The organism is Oceanobacillus timonensis, assembly GCF_900166635.1.
GTDB classification, from domain to species: Bacteria; Bacillota; Bacilli; order Bacillales; family Amphibacillaceae; genus Oceanobacillus; species Oceanobacillus timonensis.
In genome coordinates this window covers 1,092,436-1,108,930 of the sequence record NZ_LT800497.1, presented here as the reverse complement: position 1 = coordinate 1,108,930, position 16,495 = coordinate 1,092,436, and the positions used below count along the sequence as shown (strand labels likewise).

At 38.0% G+C, this 16,495-nt stretch carries 15 protein-coding genes; 4 read left to right on the top strand and 11 right to left on the bottom strand.

Annotated features, from left to right (window positions below; translation table 11 throughout):
• Positions 1–12: 12 nt before the first annotated feature.
• A complete protein-coding gene (locus B7E05_RS05410; protein ID WP_080873122.1) occupies positions 13–930 on the bottom strand; it encodes an aldo/keto reductase in 918 nt (305 codons plus the stop codon).
• A gap of 183 nt (positions 931–1,113) precedes the next feature.
• The gene (locus B7E05_RS05405; RefSeq protein ID WP_080873120.1) at positions 1,114–1,314 is read right to left on the bottom strand and encodes an alpha/beta-type small acid-soluble spore protein; all 201 of its coding nucleotides are present in this window, start codon (positions 1,312–1,314) and stop codon (positions 1,114–1,116) included.
• 182 nt (positions 1,315–1,496) lie between these two features.
• On the opposite strand from B7E05_RS05405, the gene B7E05_RS05400 reads away from it, so the two are divergent.
• Both B7E05_RS05400 and B7E05_RS05395 read left to right on the top strand, forming a co-directional pair.
• Entirely contained in the window at positions 1,497–1,958 is a 462-nt protein-coding gene (locus tag B7E05_RS05400; protein WP_080873118.1) for an SRPBCC family protein, read from the top strand.
• A gap of 81 nt (positions 1,959–2,039) precedes the next feature.
• Positions 2,040–2,906: a YitT family protein gene (locus B7E05_RS05395; RefSeq protein WP_080873115.1), complete on the top strand. Its 867-nt coding sequence runs from the start codon at positions 2,040–2,042 to the stop codon at positions 2,904–2,906.
• Positions 2,907–2,970: 64 nt separating this feature from the next.
• Here the strand turns inward: B7E05_RS05395 and B7E05_RS05390 are convergent, their stop codons facing one another.
• Together B7E05_RS05390 and mbcS are read right to left on the bottom strand one after the other, a co-directional pair.
• Positions 2,971–3,912 (bottom strand): dipeptidase, encoded by a 942-nt coding sequence (locus B7E05_RS05390; protein ID WP_080873113.1) that lies wholly within the window; start codon positions 3,910–3,912, stop codon positions 2,971–2,973.
• Positions 3,913–3,926: 14 nt separating this feature from the next.
• The gene (gene mbcS, locus B7E05_RS05385) at positions 3,927–5,507 is read right to left on the bottom strand and encodes an acyl-CoA synthetase MbcS (RefSeq protein ID WP_080873111.1); all 1,581 of its coding nucleotides are present in this window, start codon (positions 5,505–5,507) and stop codon (positions 3,927–3,929) included.
• A gap of 381 nt (positions 5,508–5,888) precedes the next feature.
• Between mbcS and B7E05_RS05380 the strand changes: the two genes are divergently transcribed.
• The gene (locus tag B7E05_RS05380) at positions 5,889–6,911 is read left to right on the top strand and encodes a YcjF family protein (RefSeq protein ID WP_080873108.1); all 1,023 of its coding nucleotides are present in this window, start codon (positions 5,889–5,891) and stop codon (positions 6,909–6,911) included.
• 74 nt (positions 6,912–6,985) lie between these two features.
• Positions 6,986–7,285, top strand: a complete 300-nt coding sequence (locus B7E05_RS05375; RefSeq protein ID WP_080873106.1) for a hypothetical protein — start codon at positions 6,986–6,988, stop codon at positions 7,283–7,285.
• Here the strand turns inward: B7E05_RS05375 and B7E05_RS05370 are convergent.
• From B7E05_RS05370 to B7E05_RS05340, 7 genes are all read right to left on the bottom strand, one after another.
• Positions 7,272–8,456: a pyridoxal phosphate-dependent aminotransferase gene (locus tag B7E05_RS05370; RefSeq protein WP_080873104.1), complete on the bottom strand. Its 1,185-nt coding sequence runs from the start codon at positions 8,454–8,456 to the stop codon at positions 7,272–7,274. The two genes, B7E05_RS05375 and B7E05_RS05370, sit on opposite strands and share 14 nt — an antisense overlap.
• Positions 8,457–8,567: 111 nt before the next feature.
• Positions 8,568–9,809, bottom strand: coding sequence for a threonine synthase (locus B7E05_RS05365; protein WP_080873099.1), 1,242 nt, complete (start codon positions 9,807–9,809; stop codon positions 8,568–8,570).
• 56 nt (positions 9,810–9,865) lie between these two features.
• Entirely contained in the window at positions 9,866–10,816 is a 951-nt protein-coding gene (locus tag B7E05_RS05360) for a hydroxyacid dehydrogenase (protein ID WP_080873097.1), read from the bottom strand.
• A 446-nt stretch (positions 10,817–11,262) separates the two neighbouring features.
• The gene (locus B7E05_RS05355; RefSeq protein WP_080873095.1) at positions 11,263–12,111 is read right to left on the bottom strand and encodes an NAD(P)-dependent oxidoreductase; all 849 of its coding nucleotides are present in this window, start codon (positions 12,109–12,111) and stop codon (positions 11,263–11,265) included.
• Between the two features lie 58 nt (positions 12,112–12,169).
• Positions 12,170–13,603, bottom strand: coding sequence for an NAD-dependent succinate-semialdehyde dehydrogenase (locus B7E05_RS05350; RefSeq protein ID WP_281252497.1), 1,434 nt, complete (start codon positions 13,601–13,603; stop codon positions 12,170–12,172).
• A gap of 81 nt (positions 13,604–13,684) precedes the next feature.
• Positions 13,685–15,010, bottom strand: a complete 1,326-nt coding sequence (locus tag B7E05_RS05345; RefSeq protein WP_080873091.1) for an MFS transporter — start codon at positions 15,008–15,010, stop codon at positions 13,685–13,687.
• A gap of 334 nt (positions 15,011–15,344) precedes the next feature.
• Positions 15,345–16,349: a LacI family DNA-binding transcriptional regulator gene (locus tag B7E05_RS05340; RefSeq protein ID WP_080873089.1), complete on the bottom strand. Its 1,005-nt coding sequence runs from the start codon at positions 16,347–16,349 to the stop codon at positions 15,345–15,347.
• Positions 16,350–16,495 lie beyond the last annotated feature (146 nt).

The window sequence follows — 16,495 nt, the reverse complement described above, 5'->3', positions numbered from 1 at the left end:
TTTGTTCAGCTTCTATAATAATTTATTACCTGCAGCCTGCCACAACTGATACCACTCTTCTCTCGTCAACGTAATATCTGCTGCCTTCACCATTTCTGACAGACGTTTCGGAGTCATGGTCCCGATAACGGTCTGAATATTAGCAGGATGACGTAAAATCCATGCTATAGCAATGGTTTCACGTGCGACACCGTATTTCTCTCCTAGCTTGTCCAAGGCTTTGTTTAATTCTGGATAAGCGTCCCGATCCATAATAAATCCACCGAAGAAACCATAACGAAGTGGTGACCAGGCTTGAATGGTCATATTGGTTATCTGACTATAATCAATGACCCCGCCGTCCAAATCCATTGCCTGATCAAAAGATGTATTAGCATATAATCCCTGATCTATCATCCCGGAATTGGTGACGCTTAACTGTAATTGGTTGGCTACCAAATCCTGCTCTACGTATTTTTTCAGTAATTCAATCTGACGCGGCCGGAAATTACTCACTCCGAAATGCCGGACTTTCCCGCTTTTTTCTAACTCTGAAAATGCTTCTGCCACTTCTTCGGGATCCATCAAAGCGTCCGGACGGTGAATCAGAAATACATCCAAATAATCTGTCTTCAATCGCTTCAGACTATTTTCAACCGATGCAATTAAATATTCTTTGGAAGAATCATAAAATCCATTACGAATCCCTGCTTTTGACTGAATAATCATTTTTTCACGCATAGAAGGAGTCAAATCAATGGCATCTGCAAATACCGATTCCGATTCTCCTTTTCCATAAATATCCGCATGGTCAAAAAAATCAACTTCATGCTCTAACGCATTATGAATCACTTTATTCGCATCTTCCTTTGAACTTTGCTGCATGACCATACACCCTAAAGAAATAATGGGAACAGACAATGTACTATTACCTAATTGGATACGTTTCATTCTATTTCCTCCCTTTCCACACATTTTATCACAAGATTCTGCAATTCTGATAATAATCCGGAGTTATTTTATGGCTGCTTCACTTAAAAAAACAAGAAAACCCTGTAGAAAGAAGGATATTCTCTCTACAGGATTTTCTATTTAGAACATTAGAGCGGGTATTTTTTCAAGCTGTGAGCCAGGCTATTTTTTCGGATCCGTAATGCTGCCCTCAGCCATCCGGATCATTCGTTTAACCATTTCACCGCCGACTGCTCCGTTTTCACGGGCCGTGGTGTCAGCTCCTAAATTCACATGCATTTCCCCAGCGATTTCCTCTTTCATCTGATTCACTGCACGTTCTGCTTGCGGTACTAACAACGCATTTCTTCGTTTGTCAGCCACCAGAGACCCTCCTCTTTTATTCAAAAGCAAGTAGTGCACTTGCTTGCTTTTATCTTTTGCAAAACCAGATAAACTATACGCGTAGTTCCAAAAATTTTAGCATAAGTACTAAAAACCGTACATATGTATAGCAAGTGATTTAAAAAAGCTCAAAGTACGTGTTTAAGAAGGAGGAACTTTTGATGTTAAAAGCAGATTACAGCTTGAACATGAACCTGTCCCAATCCGATGTGTGGCGTTATTTAGAAGATTGGTCCAATTGGGCGAAGCAGGTTCCCGGTTATCAGACACATAAGAACGTTTCCCCAATGGACTCCATTTGGGAACTTCAAGGAAAGGCAGGGACGATTACGAAGCATCTAAAGCTCTATGTCACAATGACAGAAATCGTATCTCCGTCAACCGTTCAATTCCGATTTCATGATTCGGAAAATCGTTGTTTAGGAAGCGGCTGTTTTGAACTTTCATGCCTTTCTTCCCGTTCCTCCAAGCTGACCTGTTTAGTAGAACTTGAATTAAAAGGGCTGACCGGAAAAATGAGCGCCCCACTGGTTGGTTCGCTGCTTCCAGCTTTGCTTGAAAAATTTGTTCAGCGTATTATAAAGCCATTGACAGAAACAAATCCGGTTGCTTTATCGCTTTAAAGGTGTGCTGTTTACTCTTGTTCCTAACAGTGATACATTAATATAGGTTTTATTATCATTGTCGGGAAAGGAACATCATACATGGTTAACACAAAACAGTCGAATGCATGGAAAGAATATGCCTATATTATTATAGGGGCAACCATTGTTGGATTGACCTATAATATTTTCTTCCTGCCAGCACGATTAGCTGCTGGCGGTCTATCCGGAGTAAGTACCATTTTGTATGAATTATATACGATCAATCCGGCACTCAGCCAATTTGTCATTAATATTCCTATTTTTATTATCGGATGGATCACTTTAGGAAAGGATTTCAGTATTAAAACACTGCTTGGGACATTTTGGGTTCCATTTGTTATTTTTCTATCGGCTGATATTCCGATTACAGTGACTAATCCGTTCCTAAGCGCCCTTTACGGTGGGCTTATTTTAGGAGCAGGTTTAGGAATTGTTTACAAAGGAAGCGGATCTACTGGCGGCACAGCAGCGATTGCCCAAATTGTGAAGAAATTCACCGGTATTTCCAGCGGTTATTCGCAATTTATGGTAGATGGACTCGTGGTGATTACTTCCATTTTTGTATTCAGTTTCGAACTGACGCTATTTGCATTAATGGCCATCTATATCAGCGGTAAAGCGATAGATATTGTTCAATTACGGACATCTGCAACGAAATTGGTGATGATTATCACGGACGAGGAAGAAAAAGTGCAAGAGCTTATCCAGACAGGTATTGACCGAGGGCTTACTAAAATCCGGTCTGTCGGCGGCTATACCAAAATGGATAAAACCATGATATTGGTTGTGGCAGAACAAACAGAAGCTGTGAAGCTGAAGAAATTACTGCAGGAAGAAACCCCGGAAGCTTTCACTATTTTTATCAGTGCTTCCGAGATTCTTGGAAGAGGTTTCTCCCTGGATAAGTATTATGGGCAGAAATTTTAAAATGCAGGTAAAGAGGCGGAATACAGCATACGTATTCCGCCTCTTTTGTTTCATATGGAGTGTCTCAATCCGGAAGCAAATTCATAACATTTTGATAAGCAAAGCCTCTTACCTGCTCCTCAGAATAATGCTTTTGTAATTCATTCAATAAATAATCATAGCCCGACGCATTAGTAACATGATCCATATAATAATTTATTCCATCGAAATCTGATCCAAAGCCAATATGCTTTTCACCGCCCAAAGCACAAATATGATCAATATGCTTACAAAGGTCGGCAACCGTTGCAGTGATTGCATCTTTTTTCAAGAACACAGGATAAAGCGCCAAGTGAATAGGTGCATTTTTAGCAATCAATGCTTGCAGCTGATCATCATATAAGTTCCTTGGATGATCACAGATTGCCCGGACATTTGAATGCGATGCAACAGGGTATTTTGCAAGCTCTATCACATCCCAGAATGCTTTTACGGAAAGATGGGATACATCTGTCAACACGCGATTGGCGTTATTTAGCCGGACAACTTCTTTCCCTAGCCGGGTAAGGCCTGCTCCCCGAGGCTCCTCTGCACCATCCGCACATAGATTGGCAGGATTCCATGTCAGCCCAAACGACTTCACGCCCATCTGATAAAGGGTACGGAGCTTTTCTATATCATTGCCGATGGCTTCAGCTCCTTCTAACGTCAGTACAGCACCAATTTCATCCGGAGCCAACGTGTGGATATCCTTCCAGTCCTGAATAAATATGACTTGTTCATTTTTAGCAATGATTTCTTCGTGAAAGATTGCAGCCTGTTCCTGTGCATGTTTCCATTGATCTGTTGCAGCAATTTCTTCCGGATTGACGAAAATCGCAAAAAACTGTACTTTCACATTTCCCGCTTTCAACCGCTGCAAATTGGTCTCTATCTCCGGCGCATTCCGAAAATCTAAATTTTTATCCTGCAGACGTGCTGTCTGCAGCTTTAATAACGCATCACAATGTGTGTCAATTACCTTCATTCCAGGACCCTCACTTACATGTATTGGTTATTATATTCTTTCTGTCTTAACTCCACACGGCGTATTTTTCCAGAGGTTGTTTTCGGCAATTCGGAAACAAACTCTATTTTCCGCGGGTATTTGTATGGCGCAATCTCGTCCTTCACATAACGCTGCAGCATATCAACCACGTCATCATTACCGATAATATTATCTTGTAAGATAACAAATGCTTTGACAACATTTCCTCTTACCGGATCCGGGCTGGCAACGACCGCACATTCTTTCACATCCGGATGTTTGACAAGCGTGTCTTCCACTTCAAACGGCCCAATCGTATAGCCGGAACTGATAATAATATCATCACTTCGTCCCTCAAACCAGAAATAGCCGTCTTCATCCATACTTGCCTGGTCTCCAGTAATGTAGTAATCACCGCGTTGTTTTCTTTTCGTTTTTTCTTCATCTTTATAGTAACCTTTATATAAAGCAGCTGTATTAAGCGGAATTGCGATATCTCCTACTTCGCCGGTTTTTGTCAGTTCCCCGTCTTCATCAATGATGACAACTTCATTTCCAGGAGTCGGTTTTCCCATTGATCCCGGGCGTACTTCCATTCCTTTTAAGAATCCGAGCAGCAATGTACTTTCTGTCTGACCATAGCCATCTCTGACGGTTACATTAAAATGCTCTTGGAACTTATCAATAACTTCCCGATTCAAAGGTTCTCCGGCAGAAACCGTACTGTGCAATGCACTCAAATTATAATCACTTAAATTCGGAAGCTTTGCCATTAAACGGTACTCTGTCGGCGTACAGCACAACACATTCACCTGATGTTTCTGCAAGAGTTCCAAGTATTTAGCTGCATCAAATCGTCCAGCATAAACAAATGCCGTTGCGCCGGTCCCCATGATCGATAAAAATGGACTCCACACCCATTTTTGCCAGCCTGGTGCAGCTGTTGCCCAAACGGTATCTTTATCTTGAATACTGAGCCAATAGCGTGGAGCTGTGGACATATGCGCAAAGCCCCAGCCATGCGTGTGAATAACTGCCTTGGGATTGCCTGTTGTTCCGGATGTATACGATAAAAACGCAATATCATCTCTGGAGGTTTCTACCGCCTCCAATTGATCAGATGCCTGTGCTTTCTCTTTATCAATGGATATCCAGTCTTTCACCTCTTCTCCCACACTAAATTTGGTAAGTTCTTCATACTCCACCACGTCTTTAAATTCATCAACATACGCTTCCGTTGCTATCACCGCATCCACTTCCGCATGCGAGATACGGAATTGCAAATCTTTCGTCCGCAGCATTTCGGAGCTTGGCGTAACTATCATTCCCGTTTTTAAGGCCGCAATATATATTTCATACGTCTCTATACAGCGCGGCAGCATAACCATGATTTTATCGCCGCGTTTCAAACCGTGTTCTAACAGGATGTTACCGATTTTATTGGCATTCTTCATCAAGTTGGTATACGTGATTTCTTTCGTATTTCCATTTTGATCTTCTAAAATAACTGCTTTTCTTCCTTCATCCGCCGCATATTTTTCAAATTCTGAAGTAATATTATATCGATCTGGTGCAATTAAATCTGATCTTTCCATGCTATTCCTCCTCTAATTAGTACCTCGTACTATATGTTAGTCATTATAGCAAGAAATAAGAACAACTTCAAAAGGATTGAAATTTTCAGATAAGATAAAATGGTTAATTCTTATTCTGACAGTCCTTTTTACAGCTCTCCCCTCAAAATCAATGGTTGAAATATATATTTAGATATGATTTTTACAACTAGCGAGCGGAGGCGGAGCTCAAGCCTGCGGAAAGCGCAGTGTTCTTTCTTAGCAACCGCTGCTTATCACGCTTGGTTTGGCAATTATTGATTTTGATATTTCCCTTTTTAATCATTAAAATTTTATCCTCCATTCCAATAATGGTGTATGATTGTAATCAAAAGGGAATAGTAACAGGAAGGAGTGTCGATGATGTCCAAATTTAATGAAAAAGATTTTAATAAAGCATATGATGAAGAAACCAAAAAAATAAATAAACAATTAGACAAAGACATTATTTTTGCCATGATTGGTGATATCAACACTGGTAAATCGTCCACCATTAATCAGCTGATCGGTGATGAAGTTGCAAAAGTCGGTGCACGCCCGGGAGAAACAGCCGGTATTGATAAATATGTGTATCGCGACAAAATTATTTTTGCGGATACGCCTGGGCTGGATGATATTAACCAGACCAATTCAGAAGAAACATATCGTTTTTACCGCGAGGCAGATGTCATCTTATTTTTCTTAAATGCCGCTGGAACCGTTTTTTCAGAAGGAGAAAGAAAATCATTTGAAACCATCCGCAAAGAGAATAAACAGATTGTTTTTGTATTAAATAAAATTGATGCAGCAGATGATATCCCGGCACTTGTTCAATATGTGAAGGATCATACGTCAAAGCGTTATCCGGTGATCCCGATTTCATCCCGTACCGGGGAAAATATCAATCAATTACGAAATGAGATTTTAGAAATTCTGAAAAAAAAAGAAAAGGAAGTTCAATTCGCCAGGCTGATTAAAGAAAAATCTTCCACAGCAAACAAATGGATTTTAGCAGCTTCCGGATCAGCAACCGCTGTCGGAGCAGCACCTCTGCCCGGATCTGACTTTATCCCGCTGACAGGCATACAGGTTGGCTTGATGGTCAAACTGGCAACCTTGTATGAAAAACCTTTATCCAAAAAGAAAGCAAAAGAATTGACGATTGCCACCATTACCGGCAATATCGGAAAAACCATTTTCCGGCAGGTATCCAAATTCGTTCCCGGCGCAGGTTCTGTTATCGGCGGGAGTGTTGCAGGAGGAATGACACTGGCGATGGGATATGCTGTGAAATATGCGTATGAAAATAATATGGATTTGAATGCGGAAACGTTGCGGTCATTATATAGTTACTTCTATAAACGAGGGAAACAAGAACAGGAAGAAGAGAAGATAGAAAAGCGTTAAAACTGGAAACTTCCTCAGCAGGGATTCTACTGTCAGTCACACTGCGATAAGCCAATTTAGATTGGAGCATGCTTATGACGGCTAGACAAAGAAATTATTTAGAAGTATTCATTGTCAGCGTCCTGTTTATACTAATCCTATTTTGGGTTAACGCTATCTCCACAGGAATCGGCTTTACGATATTAGGGGTCAGTCTTGTTACAAATATTATCATGTTTAAATTAAAGCTACTATATAAAAGAATAAAGAAAAAGAAGCGGACGGGAATGATTGATATCAAAACGATGAAGCAATCCCTTCCGCCCTTTTCTATCATTACATGTTTCATTTCTTTTTTATCATTGTATAAGACAAGCTTCCCTATTTATTGTTGACTACAAAACGTTTTATTCTTCTAGCAGCTTCTTCTAACAATTCTGTGGAGGTAGCATAGGATAACCGAACATAGTCAGGAGCTCCAAAACCGGATCCTGGCACAAGCGCTACTTTTTCTTCTTCTAATAACGCTTTTCCCCACTCATCAACAGATTGGAAACCGCCTGCTGTTGCCGCTTCTTTTACATTAGGAAATAAATAAAAAGCCCCTTTTGGTTTGACGCAAGTAATTCCTGGAATATCAACCAGTAAATCATAAAACACATGTAAACGTTCCGAAAAAATCTCTTTCATTTCCGTCACCCTATTGTCTTGTTCATTCTCATATGCCTCCAATGCTGCATATTGTGAAATAGATGTCGGGTTGGATGTTACATGGGAGGCTAGGTTAGTCATTGCTTTTATAATGGGCTCCGGTCCAACAGCATAACCAATACGCCAACCTGTCATTGCATGGGATTTACTTACCCCATTTATAATAACTGTCTGGTTTTTTAATTCCTCTGATAACGCAGCAATGGATACATGCTCGTCTGTTGTATAAATCAGCTGTTCATAGATTTCATCAGAAACGATAACAATATTGTGCTTTAAACAAACCTTTCCGATTTGTTCCAGCTCATCTTTGTTATACATCATTCCCGTCGGATTCCCAGGCGAATTGATGATTAACATTTTCGTTTTTGGAGTAATTGCCTGCTCCAGCTGTTCACTTGTGATTTTAAAATCATTCTCCTCCAGAGCGGTTATATAAATAGGTGCGCCGCCAGACAGTTTCACTTGTTCGGGGTAACTCACCCAATAAGGAGCAGGGATGATCACTTCATCGCCATCATTTAAAATGGCCTGAAAAAGAGCATAAAGCGCATATTTAGCACCTGCAGTAACGATTACTTGATTACTTGTATACGTTAAATGTTGATCTCTTTTAAACTTATGGATAATCGCATTTTTTAATTCAGGTATTCCACCTGAAGGCGTATACTTTGTAAATCCATCATCCATTGCTTGTTTGGCAGCATCCATGATATATTTTGGTGTATTAAAATCAGGTTCTCCAAAACCCAAAGCAATCACATCCTGCCCGGAAGCTTTTAATTCGTTTGCTCTCGATGAGATTGCGATCGTTGAAGATTGTGTTAACGATTCCACTCGGTTTGATAATTTCATTATAAAATCAACCTTTCAGCAAATGATGTTTAAAGTACGTGTTCAAAAGATGCCAACAGTTTTCAGAAGAGCGAATAATCAAAAATATTTGGTGGCTTCTTGATGATTCTTTTAAAGTTTGCCTCCTGCACTATCATTAGCCGGTTGTATGGAATCATTTTTTTCTAATACGGGCACTTCTACATTCACAGTATCTGGATATTTTATTCCCGCTCCTGTATTAAGCACAACGACTTTTTCTCCCTCTTTTATCCAATTGTTCTGACGTAATTGACGTGCTGCATAAAACGCCGCTGCTCCTTCTGGGCAAACGAATGTACCTTCTTTTTGTGATAGCAATTTTTGCTCTTCTATCACGTCTTCATCACGAATAGATACGGCACAACCTTCTGTTTCATAAACGGCATCCAGTACTAAGAAATCACCCAATGCTTTGGGTACGTTAATTCCAAAAGCAATGGTTTCTGAAGCATCCCAGAATTCTGATTCTTTTTTCCCTTCTTCCCATGCTTTCACAATCGGTGCACAACCCGCAGATTGCACAGCAACAAGACGCGGCATTTTATCCGCTTTTATCCAGCCAAGTGCTTGTAATTCCTTTAATGCTTTATAAATTCCAATCAATCCAACTCCACCACCTGTCGGATAAAGAATCACATCTGGTATCTCCCAATGAAATTGCTCAGCAATCTCAAGTCCCATCGTTTTTTTACCTTCAATACGATACGGTTCCTTTAAGGTAGAAACGTCATATAAATCATGTTCCTTTACTGCTTCTCCAACGATTTTTCCAGCATCGCTAATTAATCCATTGACTAAATATAAATTCGCGCCGGAGACAGCACACTCATTTCTCGTAATTTCAGGTGCATCTATCGGCATGACAATCGTAGAAGAAATCCCTGCTCTTGCAGCAAATAAAGACCAAGAGGCGCCGGCATTTCCATTTGTCGGCATAGCTAGTTCTTTAACCCCTAATTCTTTTGCCTTGGAAATCCCCACAGCTGCGCCACGCGCTTTAAAAGTCCCCGTAGGAATAATTCCTTCATCTTTCATATATAAATTTTCAATCCCCATATCTTTTCCGATAGCCGGCATTTCAATGATTGGAGTCATTCCTTCTCCCATGGAAACGACATTTTGTTCATCTTTTACTGGCAGCAATTCATGATAACGCCATAAATTATTTTCTCTTCCAATTAAATCTGACTTTTTCCATTCTTTTCTTAATGATTCCAAATCATATTCAACGAGTAATGGTGAACCCTCATCACTTAAATTTTGAACCGTATTTACATCATACTTTTTGGAAGTCTTTGAACAAGATAAATGAGAAACATAACTATATTTCATTTGTATACCACCTTTTGATAATTTTATATAATAGATACATACTTTTCATCGACTAATCAAACGCTGCAAAGTGATCGTTTTCCCTTTAATATATTGGATACTTCTTCTGCCACAAGTACAGAAGTTCTTAGCTGTGATTCTTCTGTTAACCCTGCAATATGCGGGGTTAAATGAATGGATTCCAAATGTAATAATTGCGAGTCTGGTTGAACCGGTTCTGTCTCGAGCACATCCAGGTATGCACCTGTAATTTCTCCTGATTCTACAGCAATGCATAAATCATGTTCATTAATTATCCCGCCCCGTGCTGTATTAATAATATATGCATCCCCTTTCATTTTCAAAAATGCTTCCTTATTAAATATATTCTTCGTATCTTTGGTCAACGGAACATGGATGGAAATAAAATCTGACGTCGTAATAAATTCCTCAAAGGTATTTACTTGTTTAACACCCGTTTCTGAAACAATATGATCATATGGTGTAATGAATGGATCATAGCCGACAACATTCATACCAAATACTTTAGCTCTTTTGGCAACGCGATGCGCTATCTCTCCCATCCCATACAAACCTAATGTTTTCCCGCTTAATTCCACCCCAGTAAACTTTTTACGCGCCCAGTTCCCTTTACGAACATCCATAGTTGCTTGTGAAATATCTCTATAAGCGTCCAGCATGGCACTGAGAACATATTCTGCAACAGAGGTTGCGTTGGCATGTTTTGCCGCAACTACTGTCATATTTTTATCACGAGCTGTTTTTAAATCAATATTATCTAGCCCAACTCCTAACCGTCCTATCACTTTCAAATTAGTGCCTTTATCCAAGAGTTCCGAATCAACTTTTGTTTCATTCCGAACAATTAACCCATCATAATTTGAAATAATAGATAATAATTTTTCTCTGTTTCTCCCCAGCTCTTTATCGTAATCAATAGCGTATCCTTCTTGCTCTAATTTCTCAATTCCCTGATTCCAAATCAGTTCTGTTACAAGAATCTTCAAACAAATTCCTCCTTATCATCATAATCTAAGATAGAAATATTACATACTATTTCTGTTTAATAATAACTCAACTCTCGCACTTTAAAAAATAACTTCCTTCCCAAGGGAACAGGGGCTGATCGTTTCTTCCATACATCTGTTGACAAAGATGAGAAGGTAAAGTGTAAAGCGGCCGCTGCGGCGGACCGTTTTGCTTTCCGACGTACAAATGTTTTCGATGGGACGAGTAAGCGCAGTCCCATCAAAACCGTTGTACGTCGGAAAGCGGAGTGGTTGGCCGGAGCGAAAGCCATACATTATACCCTGTTCAAAAAATACAAGGATGATTTAACGAAAAACAAGCATGATAATAGCGATTATGTTCATCCTGGAAAAGCAAGGTTATATGCTTCTTCTTAGGTACGAAAGTTAAGATATTAAAATTACTATCAAGAAAAAATTGTATATTAATAAACCTTGAATACAGCCGCACAATCTCGATCCCCATATCCCTGTTTACTGGCCTCTTCTAAATATTTTGTTGTGATCTGGCTTAATTCCGTTTTATTGTTGTAGCTTTTTGCCATTTCTAACCCTAAACCTACATCTTTTAATGCTAGATTTACTGAAAACATCGGTTCATAATCATCACCAAGAACTAATGGACCTCTTAAATTTAGTTGAGCTGAGTCTGCTCCTGTATCATGTAAAAGTTCTTTTAATTGGCCAGGGTCTATACCAGCTTCAAATCCCAGTTTTAATCCTTCTGACATTGCAAGTAAATTGGTCATTCCAATCATATTACTAATTAATTTGAATGCAGTTGATTGTTCTACATCTCCAAGGTAAAAAGGTTCCCCAATTTGATTTAAAATATTTTCTATGCGTTGATAGACTAACTTATCTCCTCCGGAAAAAATAGGAAGTGTTCCATCATAAGCTTGTTTTGGACCTTTTCCTAATGGACACGCAAGAAAATGAACTCCAAAACGATTTGCTTCATTTTTAATTTCCGTTGCTGTTTGTGGGTTGATTGTACTTACATCAATAACAATGGAATCTTTTTTCATTTTTTCTAACAAACCTTCTTCTACCAGCATCTTAGTCAAATGAATTGGCAGTGGTAAGCTAGTGAATAAAACATCCACACTATAAGCCAAATCATCCAGAGAATCAGCCTTGGTACCACCATTTTTTAAAATAGCAGTTACTGCTTCTTCATTAATGTCATATAATTGAACGTGGTTTCCAGCTAAAATTAAATTTCGTGCTAAGCCTCCGCCCATTTTTCCTAATCCTATAAAACCAATTTCCATATTTTACTCCTCCATGAATTTATTTTTCTCATTTTATAACTCGATTACATATCGTGCGTTATTCAATATCAATGGATAAAAATTTATCTTCTAAAAATTCTTCTATCCCTTGATGGCCCCCTTCACGACCGGTTCCACTTTCTTTCATACCTCCGAATGGGGCTTGAACTGTTGTAGGAACAGCATCATTAACACCAATTATTCCGTAATCTAATCTTTCTCCCACCCGCAGTGCTTTGCCAAGATCTTTCGTATAGTAATAAGCAGCAAGTCCATAGATAGAGTCATTTGCTTTTTGAATTGCTTCATCTTCTGTTTCAAATTCATAAATAGGACAAACAGGGCCAAAAGTTTCTTCGTTTGTGATTAACATTTCATTCGTTACATGAGATAGGACAGTTGGTTTATAAAATAATGTCCCTTCTTTTTCAAGTTCTCCACCTGTTACAAGCACTGCCCCTTTATCCAGTGCATCTTTCACATGACTTTCTACTTTTTTATACGCTTCTTTATCAATTAATGGACCCACTTCAGTCGTTTCCTCTATTCCATCTCCTACGACTAATTGTTCTACTTTTTCTTTTAATATTTTTTCAAATTTTTCTTTAATAGAATGGTGAACATATAAACGGTTTAAACAAATACAAGTTTGACCAGAATTTCTGTATTTACTTATGATTACCCCATCTGCTGCCTTTTCAAGATCTGCATCTTCAAATACAATAAATGGTGCATGACCGCCAAGCTCCATGGAAACACGTTTTACTTGTTTGCTTGCTGCCTCCATCAGTTGTTTGCCAACATCTGTAGAACCAGTAAAAGTAATTTTTTTAATCAATTTATTGCTTGTAAAGGCATCGCCGATACTACTCGATTTTCCTATAACCAGATTAGCAACCCCTTTGGGAAATGCCGCTTTTTCTATACATTCAAATAGTTTTACCGCACTATTAGGCGTATAGCTTGCTGGTTTTAGAACTATGGTGCATCCTGCAGCTAACGCAGGAGCCAACTTTCTAGTAAGCATTGAAACAGGAAAATTCCATGGTGTGATTGCAGCAACTGGACCAACAGGTTGCTTTAACACATGCAGACGTTTATTCGATGTTGATGCTGGGATTATTTCACCATATAATCTTCGAGCTTCTTCCGCATACCATAAAACATATTCCGCAGCTATATTCACCTCACCGCGTGATTCATTGATTGGCTTACCCATTTCAAGTGTAATAGCCTCTGCCAAGCTCTCTTTTTCTTCAAGCATCACTTGATAGAGTTTGTACAAATATTTGGAACGTTCATTCACACTTTTAGCAGACCATGCTGCGAAAGCTTCATTTGCGGCCTCAATTGCTTTATTTGCATCTCTTTCATCTCCATACGTTACTTCAGAAACATCCTTCCCTGTTGCTGGGTTTTTTACTTGGTAGTGTTTTCCAGACATTGCTTCATTCCATGTACCGTTTATAAACATTTTCTTCCTATTCACTATAATCATCCTTCCATTTTATTATAGAAAATTCCCTATATACAAAATAATAAGTTATTTCTAAATTTTAAGTTTATATTTTAACTATACGTCTCCGTTTTCTTTTATATTGATATTTTCCAATGCTGCTTTTTCTTGTTCAGCAACATCAAACTTATATGTTTCTTTCGTAAATAATACAGAAACTACAGTGATTGTCCCCATCCCCATGATGTATAAAATAACATATAATGGATTGCCATCATTAAGCACCAATAATGACGTTGCTACAAGCGGTGTAATTCCAGCAACAATCCCGGCCAATTGATAAACAAATGAAAGGCCACTATACCTGACTCTCGTTCCAAACATTTCAGTGAAAAATACCGATTGAATACTAAACATTGGCGTTGTTCCTAATGCGTATCCTAAAGCTATGGCTATATAAATAACTATTCCAATTTCTGTGTCTAATAAAGCAAAGAAAGGGAATGCGAATATCGTAAACCAAATAGCTCCTATCATATAAACTTTCTTTCTTCCGACACGATCTGAAAATTTACCAAAAATAGGTGAAAGCAGCATCGCAATTGCTGAAGATATGGAAACACCAATAAGCGCTAAACTGTTGGGTAATCCTAAATGAGATGTAACATATGTTATTACAAATACATTGAATACATTGAAACTGATACCTTCAGCCATCCTGGCTCCTATTGCTATCCAGACATTTTTAGAATATGTTCTAAAAAGTTCTACTAAAGGAAACTTTTCTTCCGTACCACTTTCTTTCACCTCTTTAAATGCTGGTGTTTCTTCAATACTGAATCGAACGAATAATCCAACCACCGTAAGTACAATACTAATTAAAAATGGAATCCTCCAACCAATGGAGAGAAAGAAACTTTCCGGCATACTTGCCATGATTGCAAAGATACCAGTTGCAGCCAAAGAACCTAAAGGTGTAGCTGACTGGAGTACCCCTCCCCAAAATCCACGTTGCTTTCTTGGTGCGTATTCAATTAATAAAAGAGAAGCACCGCCATATTCTCCACCCAAAGCAAACCCCTGGATCGAACGAAGCAGTATTAATAATACAGGTGCCCAAACACCAATTGTTGCATATGTCGGGAGAAGACCTATTAAAAACGTTGCTCCACCCATTAACATCATTGTAATTGCGAGGATTTTTTTTCGTCCTATCTTATCACCAAAGTGTCCGAAAACTATTCCACCAATCGGTCTGACAAGGTAACCACTTGCTAATGTACCAAAAGCTGCAATGGTCCCAACCATCGGATCAAAATCTGGAAAAAATAGTTGATTAAAAATGATTGCAGAGGCTGTACCATAAAGAAAGAAATCATACCACTCAAGAAAAGCACCCAAGAAACTTGCACTTGCAACTTTTTTCATAGAATTATTTTCCATCGTTTTACCCCTTATATTTTTGAAATTATTTCAAACAACGTAATTGCAATCAACTATATTAAGTTACTAATTATTCACTGAATAACTTTTAAACGGATTCACTTCTCCCTATTTTTCATTTTAACAAGTTTAAAAGTTTATACTTGTGCTTCGTCATCTTTCCATTTTAATTTCACCCAAATATTGATCCTTTTTGAGATTGACTTTTGCTTAAGGAAATATCATTTTTATACAGAAAATGTTACATTGGATTTTATATAACAGATTTTTATTTTATTTTGGTTTTTCTTCGTATGACGCAATGTATCAAAGTGTTTTGTCATTTTCTTAATAATTACTTTCCCTTTCCTGTCGTACTTCTCTTAAAAAGCTTTGGTTCAAGAACAATTTGAATATTATTTCCATTTTCTTTTGTTGGATTTTCAATCATTTCAAACAGATTTTCAGCAGCAATTCTCCCGATATTATATTTTTCGTTGTGTGATACCGTAGTTAATTGAATTGCCTGGTGGGCTGTGATTTTATTATTATCAAAACCAGTAAGACTTATATCCTCAGGAATTTGTATTCCTTTCGAAATCAGGTAATCCATACTAATCATAGCCATATGGTCTGTTGTACAGATTATAGACGTCGGCGGAATTTTCAAATGGATCAGTTCATCTATCGTTCGTTTCAAATTCTCTTCTGTTCCATCAATAACTCTTGTATATTTTTCGTTATCCAAATGATATTTTCTCATCGCTTTATCAAAACCTAATTTTCTTTCATACAAAGTTGAAATATTACTAAATTCGTTTGATATATAAGCTATTCTTGTATGACCTAATTCAATCAGGTGTTTTGCATTAAGGTATGATGCTTTTTTATTGTCGAGAACGACATAATTCCCACCTTTCGTAGGTCTGCGATTAAAAAATATATACGGTATGCCTGACTTTTCTAACTCTCCTAAAAGAGAATCTTCTAAAAAAATAGATGATAAAAGTATCCCAGATACATTGCTTCCTTTAATCGAATCAAAAATATTTATAGGTTGATTTTCTTCTGCAAAATATACAATTACACTGTATCCTAATTCATTTGCTTTTTTAACAATAGATTCCGTAGTCTCAACATAAAAATCATTATTTATTGCACCTGAAATTAAAGCAATGGTTCGATTTTCATTTGTAACGAGACTTCTTGCAATTAAATTCGGATAATACCCTAATTCATCAATCGCTGCATAAATTTTCTTTTTCGTTTTTTCAGTTACCTTAGGCGAATTATTTAATACTCTAGATACAGTTGCCTGTGAAACACCAGCAAGCTTTGCAACATCTAATGAAGATACCATTTCTATCCGCGCCTTCCCACTAATCTAACAATGTATACGTATACATTACTTATCCTATGTTATCTCTTAAAAATGTATACGTATACATTTTAAGAGATAACGATAAGTCAAATTAAAATGTAAATACATATTATTCGAAAGCGCTT

What these genes read in the sequence shown, in the direction of transcription:
- B7E05_RS05410 (WP_080873122.1), bottom strand. Translation starts at nt 930, where the DNA reads ATGAAACGTATCCAATTAGGTAATAGTACATTGTCTGTTCCCATTATT.
- B7E05_RS05400 (WP_080873118.1), top strand. Translation starts at nt 1,497, where the DNA reads ATGTTAAAAGCAGATTACAGCTTGAACATGAACCTGTCCCAATCCGAT.
- B7E05_RS05395 (WP_080873115.1), top strand. Translation starts at nt 2,040, where the DNA reads ATGGTTAACACAAAACAGTCGAATGCATGGAAAGAATATGCCTATATT.
- B7E05_RS05390 (WP_080873113.1), bottom strand. Translation starts at nt 3,912, where the DNA reads ATGAAGGTAATTGACACACATTGTGATGCGTTATTAAAGCTGCAGACA.
- mbcS (WP_080873111.1), bottom strand. Translation starts at nt 5,507, where the DNA reads ATGGAAAGATCAGATTTAATTGCACCAGATCGATATAATATTACTTCA.
- B7E05_RS05380 (WP_080873108.1), top strand. Translation starts at nt 5,889, where the DNA reads ATGTCCAAATTTAATGAAAAAGATTTTAATAAAGCATATGATGAAGAA.
- B7E05_RS05375 (WP_080873106.1), top strand. Translation starts at nt 6,986, where the DNA reads ATGACGGCTAGACAAAGAAATTATTTAGAAGTATTCATTGTCAGCGTC.
- B7E05_RS05370 (WP_080873104.1), bottom strand. Translation starts at nt 8,456, where the DNA reads ATGAAATTATCAAACCGAGTGGAATCGTTAACACAATCTTCAACGATC.
- B7E05_RS05365 (WP_080873099.1), bottom strand. Translation starts at nt 9,809, where the DNA reads ATGAAATATAGTTATGTTTCTCATTTATCTTGTTCAAAGACTTCCAAA.
- B7E05_RS05355 (WP_080873095.1), bottom strand. Translation starts at nt 12,111, where the DNA reads ATGGAAATTGGTTTTATAGGATTAGGAAAAATGGGCGGAGGCTTAGCA.
- B7E05_RS05345 (WP_080873091.1), bottom strand. Translation starts at nt 15,010, where the DNA reads ATGGAAAATAATTCTATGAAAAAAGTTGCAAGTGCAAGTTTCTTGGGT.
- B7E05_RS05340 (WP_080873089.1), bottom strand. Translation starts at nt 16,349, where the DNA reads ATGGTATCTTCATTAGATGTTGCAAAGCTTGCTGGTGTTTCACAGGCA.